This window comes from uncultured Clostridium sp. (assembly GCF_947039605.1).
Lineage (GTDB): Bacteria > Bacillota > Clostridia > Clostridiales > Clostridiaceae > Sarcina.
This window is the reverse complement of sequence record NZ_CAMQZG010000077.1, coordinates 1-9,244: the sequence shown is the minus strand read 5'-3', so window position 1 is coordinate 9,244 and position 9,244 is coordinate 1. Positions and strand designations below refer to the sequence as shown.

The 9,244-nt window shown below is 27.4% G+C and carries 6 protein-coding genes and 1 pseudogene; all 7 read left to right on the top strand.

Features of this window, described 5'->3' with window-relative positions; translation table 11 throughout:
* The first annotated feature begins 86 nt into the window (after positions 1 to 86).
* The 7 genes and pseudogenes from Q0V24_RS16490 (at position 87) to Q0V24_RS16460 (ending at position 8,522) form a co-directional block, all read left to right on the top strand.
* Positions 87 to 1,895: a glycoside hydrolase domain-containing protein gene (locus tag Q0V24_RS16490; RefSeq protein ID WP_297523179.1), complete on the top strand. Its 1,809-nt coding sequence runs from the start codon at positions 87 to 89 to the stop codon at positions 1,893 to 1,895.
* 45 nt (positions 1,896 to 1,940) lie between these two features.
* Entirely contained in the window at positions 1,941 to 2,279 is a 339-nt protein-coding gene (locus Q0V24_RS16485) for a hypothetical protein (RefSeq protein ID WP_297523178.1), read from the top strand.
* Positions 2,280 to 2,782: 503 nt separating this feature from the next.
* Complete coding sequence (locus Q0V24_RS16480) at positions 2,783 to 3,325, top strand: recombinase family protein (protein WP_297523176.1); 543 nt, start codon at positions 2,783 to 2,785, stop codon at positions 3,323 to 3,325.
* Positions 3,326 to 3,339: 14 nt separating this feature from the next.
* Positions 3,340 to 4,323: a DUF4158 domain-containing protein gene (locus Q0V24_RS16475; RefSeq protein ID WP_297523174.1), complete on the top strand. Its 984-nt coding sequence runs from the start codon at positions 3,340 to 3,342 to the stop codon at positions 4,321 to 4,323.
* A 26-nt stretch (positions 4,324 to 4,349) separates the two neighbouring features.
* Positions 4,350 to 6,314 (top strand): Tn3 family transposase, encoded by a 1,965-nt coding sequence (locus tag Q0V24_RS16470; protein WP_297523173.1) that lies wholly within the window; start codon positions 4,350 to 4,352, stop codon positions 6,312 to 6,314.
* A 416-nt stretch (positions 6,315 to 6,730) separates the two neighbouring features.
* Positions 6,731 to 7,000: pseudogene (locus tag Q0V24_RS16465) on the top strand (IS4 family transposase); the annotation flags it as partial.
* A gap of 544 nt (positions 7,001 to 7,544) precedes the next feature.
* Positions 7,545 to 8,522, top strand: coding sequence for a hypothetical protein (locus tag Q0V24_RS16460; protein WP_297523171.1), 978 nt, complete (start codon positions 7,545 to 7,547; stop codon positions 8,520 to 8,522).
* The last annotated feature ends 722 nt before the right edge of the window (positions 8,523 to 9,244 follow it).

Here is a 9,244-nt window from a genome sequence, read left to right as displayed (position 1 = left end):
GTCTTAAAAATTATATCATAAAACAAATATTGGAAGTATTAGCCTGATGGGTATGGGGTGAACCCGGTTGGAATACTACTAATGCTATGCTTGTAGCATATCAAATTGAAAATGCTAATATAGGAAATGGATATTTTAGTCCAACTACACAGGAAAAAGCACCAACATTAAGCTATGGAGAAGAAAATTATTATGTAACATTATTACAATATAGTCTATATTGTAATGGTAATATAACCGTTGAATTTACAGGTAAATACGATAATATAACACTTTTGGCAGTTGAAGCTTTTGGTAAAAATAACGGGATCGATACTAAATTTGGTACAAAAGTCGGACTAGATATATGGATGGCACTATTACTAAGCTCTGGAAATCCTAAAAGAGATGTAAAAGGCTGTGATCTAGCGAATGCATTAACATATGAAGAAGCTAAATTGTTAAAATCAAATGGTTATAATATAGTTGGAAGGTATTTAACAGGTAATCATGCAACATCAATACATGAACTTAAAGCTATATTGAAAGGTGGATTAAATGTTTTTCCAATATATGAAACAGGAAGTTATCTAACAACTTATTTTTCACCAGAACAAGGAGTAAATGATGCAACTAGTGCAGTTATAGCATGTGAGAACTTAGGAATACCAAAAGGAACAAGAATATATTTTACTGTAGATCATGATATGGAAGGTGGGCAAATAGAGAATTTAGTAATGCCATATTTTGAAGTAATCTATAATAAATTTAATGAAGCTGAATTAAGATATAATATAGGAATATATGGTTCAAGAAATATATGTGCAAAGGTAATAGAAGCTGGTTATGCAACACTAGCTTTTGTAGATGGTGCATCATATGGATATAGTGGAAATATGGGATTTAAAATGCCGAAAGAATGGGCATTTAACCAGATAGAAGAAGGGTTTTCTGTAGATGGAATACAAATAGATAAAGATGTAGTTTCAGGAAAGGATACTGGATTTAGTAGTTTGGTTGATATAGAGGGTAATGTAGGAGCTTCAAATAAGACATTTAATTCTTATACAAATTATAATACAAGTCAACTTTCAGAGGTGGATTTTGATATTATTGAAAAGGCTTTATTATATCCACTTACATCAGTGTTTAATATAAAGGGACCAGAATTATTAAAATTAGCTAAAATTGATAAAAAGAAATTATATTTAAGTGGTGGTCCGTTCTATATAGCAAATGATGCGTGTTATTTAAGATATGAATCAGGAATAAGACCGCAATTAGGGTCAGGAAGTGATTTAACTTTTAAATTTGATGGATTAGCTACTCCTTCAGTAACATTTACTAATTCAGGAATAGGAAATAGCTTTAGTTCAAAATTATTAAATTCACAAAGTTTCCAAACAAAATTATTATCATTACTTCCAAGTGTTAAAATTAGAGATTGTAAATTCTTTATTTCTTGGAAAGGAAATTCAGAAGCAGAACCAGGTTATTATGAAATGGCATTAGAAGTAGGTGTTAAAATACCAACAGATAGTAAAGAAATGGGAAGCAATGGAAAGTTAAAAACAATAAAATCACTAGTAGGTGACTCTATTGTTTTTGATATAATTTTAGGAGTAAAAAAAGATATAATATTTAGAGAATCAGATATGGGAACTTTATATCAAATATCAGGAGATTATGCATTAAGTTTATTTACAAATACAATATATACACTAACAGATACTGCTAATAATGGAGCAAGTGTATCTGTTAATGCAGATAATAAAGCTACTATTGTATATGAAGTTATATCTGGAATTATAGATATATTAAGTCATATGAGTAAAGAAGCAATTATAGATGGAACTTTAGGTCTTTTTGCTTTATTAAAACTTTTAGAATTAAGAAGAGCAGGAAATATGGGATAGTATAATTTTAGTTATTATTAAGTGGTATATGCATGTATTTTTAAAGTGATACACACGTATACAAAACCTATAAAAACAAATATTGCTATAAATAAAGCAGACAAAAAACTTCCGAACGTGATAAAATTATTTGCAAGATTAGGAAGTGATGATGCTAAGGTGAATTTTACTGAGGGGAATGTTGAATTTAAAACAATTATTAAAATTATAGTTAGAAATAAAACTATCAAATTAATAATTTTAATATTTTTTTTAAATGAAAAATGGTTATTAATAGTTATTAGTGAACAAAAACCAATTAAACCAATTAGAATAGAAAATAAAAGTATTGTTTCTTTTTGTAAAGAACTAAAGGTTATTTGGTTGGTACTTGTAATTAAATAAGAAGTAGAATTAGATATTGAATTAAATACTAGGAATATAGAAAAAAGAACTGCAAGTATTATTATTGCACTTTTTGTTAGAATAATTTTTTTTGTAGTATTCATGGTGTCATCCCCTTTGTTTTTTATTTAATTTTATAATTTCTTATATTAAAATAGGTTAAAATTTATAGTCAATATGAAAAGAGTTTTACGAAAGTAGAGCTCTTTTTTTATAAAAATATAGAAAAAAGACATATTAAAGGTTTTATTCGCCACTTTATAGGGGTCCAGAGCACAATTCGTGCAAAAGTACCAACAAGAAAATTTACCTTCCATAAATTACAGTATTTGTATTTGTGGAAGGTTTTTTATTGTCTAATAAACGTTCGTTTTTGATACAGCAATTCTAAAATAGAATAATAATTAATTTATATACAAAGAATATATATATATACTTATCTCAAAATCAAAATATCAAAACTATATTAATTTAATGACTTTTAATACAAAGGAGAAATTAAAATGCTAATAGGATATGCCAGAGTATCTACTGAAGACCAAAAATTAGAATTGCAGTTAGATGCTCTTAGGGAAATTGGATGCGAAAAGGTCTTTACAGATGTGGCAAGTGGAGCTTATACAGAAAGATTTGGATTAACTGAAGTTTTAAGCTATTTGAGAGAAGAAGATATTTTAGTGGTTTGGAAGTTAGATAGATTAGGTAGAACTCTGAAACAGCTAATAGAAATTATAAATCAGTTGAGTGAAAAGAATATAGGTTTTTTAAGTTTACATGAAAAAATAGATACTACCAATAGTGGTGGAAAACTTATTTTTCATATATTTGCTGCTTTAGCTGAATTTGAAAGAGATATTATTAGAGAAAGAACCAAAGCAGGTTTAAAGGCTGCTAGAGCAAGGGGGAAGTTAGGTGGGAGACCTAAAATAATGGATGAAAATAAAATATCTATAGCTAAAACTTTATATAATGATGGAACTACTTCAGTAAAAGATATATGTAAAATGTTAAATATATCTAGAGCTACGCTATATAGATATATTTAGAGAGGAAATTAAAAATGTATTTAAATAGAAGAGAATTATTAACTAATAATCAAAGACTAGCAATTATGAGTATTTCTGATAATATACCGGCTGACGAATTAACTAAATATTACACGCTTTCCTTTGAAGATATAGATTTAATAAATAATCATAGAGGTGACTATAATAGACTAGGTTTTGCCATACAATTAACTATTCTACGTCATTTTGGTTGGTCTATATTTGATTTTAATGCAATTCTAATTAATATTATTAAATTTGTTGCAAATCAAATTGATGTAGATTTTTCATTATTCAACATATATTTAATAGAGGTTGGAAAAAGTACTAAATCTAATCATTTGAATGAGATATGTGAGATATTTGGTTATAAAAAATTTGATAACCTTATTAAAGAACTCATTTTCAATAAAGCTTTAGAAAAAGCATCTGTAACCAATAATGGTGTTTACCTTGTGAATAAGGTCGTAAATATCCTGAAACAAGATAAAATAATACTTCCATCAATAAGGTCACTTGAGCAAATAGTCTGGGAAGCTAGAAAACACTTAGAGCAGACTATCTTTGAAAATATATACAACAGTTTAACTTATATGCAAAGAAACCTCATTGATAAAATTCTATTAATTGATTCAGATCAAGTTAAAACTAGGCTATCTTGGCTTAGAGAAATACCAGGTAAAGCTTCACCAGAAACATTTTTAGAGATAATAAAAAGATTAAATTACATAGTCTCTATCAATATTAAAATAGATTTAAATTGCCTTCATAATAATAAAGAAAAAGAATTATATAGGTTAGCTTCTAAGTATGATTCTTATGATTTTAAGCGATTTGATGATTTTAAAAAATATGGACTTTTGTCTATCTATCTTTTGAATTTACAAAAAGATTTTATAGATCAAGCCTTTTATATTCATGATACTCAAATAACAACACTGCAATCTAATGGGCGAAAAGCTCAAGAAGAGATATTAAAGAAAAATGAAAAAAAATAAACATAGGGATTAATCATTATGCAAAATTGGGTAAAGCATTAATTAAAGCCAAAGAAAAAGGGATAGATCCCTTTGAAGAAATTGAAAAAATTATGCCTTGGAGTGAGTTTATAAATTCAGTTAATGATGCTTCAAAAATTGCAAGACCTAAAGAATATGATTATTTAGACCTATTACATACTCAATATAAAAGACTTAGAAGATATACTCCTGTACTCCTTAAAACATTAAGTTTCAATGCTTCTAACACTGGAAGACCTATAATAAATGCCTTAGAAACTATTGCAGGTGTAAATAATTCAAATAAAAAGAAAATACCCAAAGGATCTCCCCTTGATTTTGTTCCAAAGAGGTGGGAAAAGCATGTTTATGATGAAGATGGTAATATAAATCGCCAATATTATGAGTTAGCAGCTTTTACTAAATTTAGAAATGCAGTCCGTTCTGGTGACATTTCTATTATAGGAAGTAGACAATATAAAGATTTTGATGGGTATCTTATCTCAAAAGAAGAATGGCAAAAATATAAATTAAAGTTAACTCGAGATATGAATATATCACTGTCTGTTGATGAATATTTAAGTGAAAGAAGTACTGTTTTATATAAAAAACTAGAATGGTTATCAAAAAATATTGAAATATTGGAAGATGTAACTATTGATAAAGATAAGTTTGTGTTATCTAAATTAGGCAAAGCAACTCCTGAGGAAGCAAAAGAACTTAGTTATAAATTGTACTCAATGATACCAAGTATAAATCTTACTGATTTACTTATTGAGGTATCAAATTGGACGGGGTTTGAAAAGCAATTTATCCATGCTTCAACCAATAAAGAACCTAGTGAAAATGATAAAACAATCATAATGGCAACATTAATGGCATTGGGAACTAATATAGGACTTAATAAGATGTCACAAGCAACAACAGAAAAAATATCTTATAATCAACTTTCTAATATATCAAATTGGAGAATGTATGATGATGCATTGAATAAGGCTGAGGCAACTATTGTTAATTTTCAACACAATCAAGGACTATCACAATATTGGGGGGAAGGTACTACATCATCATCTGATGGAATGAGGGTTCAAAATACTGTATCATCATTAAATTCTAGTCATAACCCACACTATGGTTCTGAAAAAGGTGTAACAATATATAGATTTACTAGTGATCAATATTCTAGCTTTTATTCAACTGTTATAAATACTAATTCACGTGATGCTATCCATGTAATTGATGGGTTACTACATCATGAAACCGAATTGAACATTGAAGAGCACTATACTGATACTGCTGGATATACAGATCAAATATTTGCATTAACCCATATACTAGGTTTTAGATTTGCTCCTAGACTTAGGGACTTATCTGATTCAAAATTGTATATTTTAGATAAAACTGATAAGTTTATAAATATTAAAGAAATATTTAAAGGTAAGATAAATGCTAAAATTATTAAAGAACATTATGATGATGTTTTAAGATTAATTTATTCAATAAAAGAGGGGAAAGTTTCAGGCTCTCTAATAATGTCAAAGATTGGTTCATACTCAAGGCAAAATGGTTTAGCTACAGCTTTAAGAGAGCTTGGTAGAATAGAAAAGACTATATTTATTTTAGATTATGTTTCAAGTAAACCTTTAAGAAGAAGAATTCAGAAAGGACTCAATAAAGGTGAAGCTATGAATGCTCTAGCGCGAGCAATTTTCTTTGAAAAAAACGGTACATTTCATGATAGAGCGATGCAAGATCAATTACAAAAATCTAGTGCACTAAATATTTTAATAAATGCTATTACATTATGGAACACAGTATATCTTTCAAAAGCTATAGAAAAGTTGAAGGAAAAAGAATCCTTCAATGAGGAGCTATTAAAGAATATTTCTCCATTAGCATGGGAGCATATTAACTTTGTTGGAGAATATAACTTCAATTCAGATATAAAATATGATTTTGACAATTTAAGACCTTTAAAAAAAGATAATTAAAAATCTTTATATAAAAAATGAACGTTTATTAGATAATAAAAAGCCTTCCATAAATACAAATACTGTAATTTATGGAAGGTAAATTTTCTTGTTGGTACTTTTGCACGAATTGTGCTCTGGACCCCGATCAGTCAGAACCCTTATCCTTTTTAAAAACTAGACGGAAAGATAAAAAGTATTGGGTCTTTATTGTAGACCAACTGAAACGCCCGAACTTGTTTCGTAGTGGAAGACGGTAGCGGGGTGAATGAGCGTAGCGAAGAGGGGAATCCCCCTAAAAAACTTGCTCCTCTAGCCAATCTTTAACTATTGTATATCTACAACAACCAAGACAGGGTTGTTAGTATAAATAACAAAGTTAATGTTTAACACTTGTTAGATATTTTTAAGGAAATAGTGTAGAAGATATCTTTTATTTGTTTAAAATTTGGAAGTCTATTTTTAAAATACATCAAGTTAAAAAAGTAAAAATACAAAGATTCAAATGCTTTCTTTATGGAAGATTAATTGCACTTTTATTTTCTTCAAACATAGTTTATACAGCAAAAGAAATTTCTTTAGAAACAAAGGGAGCTAAAATTAGTAATCACAAAGCTTTTGATAAAGTTATTGAGTATTTTCCACGGCTAAAACACGATATTTTTAAAGGAGATTTGTTTATTAGCAAAAGTTTAAATAGATTGATAGAAATTATAAGTAGATTAGCTAAAAAATCAAAAAGAAAAGGATCAGTAATAACTACAGAAATACTGAATTTATTAATAAAATCATCGGATTGCCCTCTAAAATTAGCAATTTAATTTAAGCTTATTTGCATTAATTTTACAATTCATAGATAAGCTTTATTAAGTTTACCCAAAAATAAAAAAAGTTATATTTCAGAATGAAAAAAATAAGCTATTCAAGAAAAATATATAAAATAATCTTTCTCAAATAGCTATTTTGTAGAATTTACTTTTATTGTTTCTCTTAGCCTGATGGCTATGGGCGTCCCCCCTTAAAGGTTTTTTAATTTTAATGGAGAAACATATATAGACATTAATCAAATATGAATATTTTCCTAGGTGTACGATATACATATTTCAAGGGATACCCCCTAGTAGATAACAAGTTTTATATTATAAAAAATACATATAATATTGATTTATTAATAAATTAACATTATATATGTAAAAAGTTTATTTATTTAGTATAATATTTAAATGTAATATTATATTTAGGGGGGATAACATGAAAAAAATTATTTTAGGAGTATTATGTATAGCGTTAACAACTAGTTTCCTGAATTTTAGTCCTGTAACTGCAAAAGCTGATGATTTTGAAGTTTTAAGAAATGATAGCAATATTGTATTAGAGGATATTGTTTCAACAAATTATTATGAAGCAGAGGATGAAAATACAAAAAACATACTTAATGTTGAAAAAAATAAAGATGTTCTTATTCATAATAATGGGGAAAAACTTGAAACTAATTTATTAGTAGAAAAAAATGGGTTTGATTTAGTTGCGGTTCATAAAGTTATTACTGATGATTATGATTATGCTCAATATTATTTTTCGGATGAAAATATAGATGGAGATATAGAGAATATTAAAAAAGAAATTAAAGATAAAAATTTAGTTGCAGCAAAATCCATATATAACGAGAAACTTTTGAAAAACTCTTATGTTAGAAATTTTTCATGGAATTTTAATTACTCAGGTTCAACTGTCTATAAACTTACTAATTCTGTTTCGTTAGAAAGAAAGAATAATAAGGTTAATATAGATGGTGTTACAGGTTCAGCTTGGGATATTAGTAGTGTAGCAGCTATAGAATCACAAGTATCTAATGGAAGAATAAATGATCAATATACTAGATTAAGTATTCAAGCTTTTGGAAGTCAAAAATTAATAGATTACGGTCCATCATCTACGACATCTCAAAATGTTGGTGTTTCTTTAAGTAGATTAGGCATTCCGAGTGTATCATGGTCTTTTAATATTGGTAATTGGACTACTAAAGATTTATCAAGTTTTAGTAATAAATATGGAAGATGGAGATTTGTTGGACCGGTAATAGGTTATTCTAAAAGAGTAACAACTAGACCAGGAATAAGAGCTAGTAATACTAGAGGTAATTTTGGATTAGAGGTTAGTCATACTACTGCTACTAATCATGGGAATTTTCAAACGGGAATAGCTCAAATATTTGTTCCTGATAGATAATTCAAATAAAATTTTAAATGTGAAATTTTTAAGTTTATTAAAATATAGTTGGTTTAAAAGTTAAGTGACTATATTTAAAAATAACGTTCAGAAATTTAATTTTAAATATAGTAAAGGGGGTAAAAGTTTTTACTCCCTTTATTTTGGTATCCTTTGAAGGGATAGCGATTAAAAGCTGATGTGTATACTGTACATTTTAGTTTTTGAGGTCTCTTAATCTAGGGTATTTAATGAATTATTTTAGTACTACTCTTGATATTCATAAATGAATTGAAAAATAAAAGTCATTCGCTAACAGTGAATGAGTTTGAAAATAAATGTTAATTTCGTATATAAAATAAATAACCAACTCAAAAATGAGCTCGTTATTTATTTTATATCTTAATCCTTTCAAAGAATTCAGGTGTTTGTGGAGCACTTGTTTTTTTATATCTTTATATGTTTAACTAGAGTGTAATGATTATAAGCGATGGATAATTGATGATAGATATATTTATAGAGCTAAAAAAGAGTTAAACGAGTTGACTATAAAAGATAGAATATATTTAGCAGCATTACTTAACAGTAATGACACTATTGGTGTCATTGCTGTTTTTTATAGTTAGAGTGGTGGCATAATAAAGTATCAAAATAACAAACAGTAAAAGGAGAAATTAGTATGGAGAAATTTTTAATATATTATGGAGCAGATATAGAAATTGAGTTTCCTAAAATCAAAAAAG

What these genes read in the sequence shown, in the direction of transcription:
- Q0V24_RS16460 (WP_297523171.1), top strand. Translation starts at nt 7,545, where the DNA reads ATGAAAAAAATTATTTTAGGAGTATTATGTATAGCGTTAACAACTAGT.
- Q0V24_RS16490 (WP_297523179.1), top strand. Translation starts at nt 87, where the DNA reads ATGCTTGTAGCATATCAAATTGAAAATGCTAATATAGGAAATGGATAT.
- Q0V24_RS16480 (WP_297523176.1), top strand. Translation starts at nt 2,783, where the DNA reads ATGCTAATAGGATATGCCAGAGTATCTACTGAAGACCAAAAATTAGAA.
- Q0V24_RS16475 (WP_297523174.1), top strand. Translation starts at nt 3,340, where the DNA reads ATGTATTTAAATAGAAGAGAATTATTAACTAATAATCAAAGACTAGCA.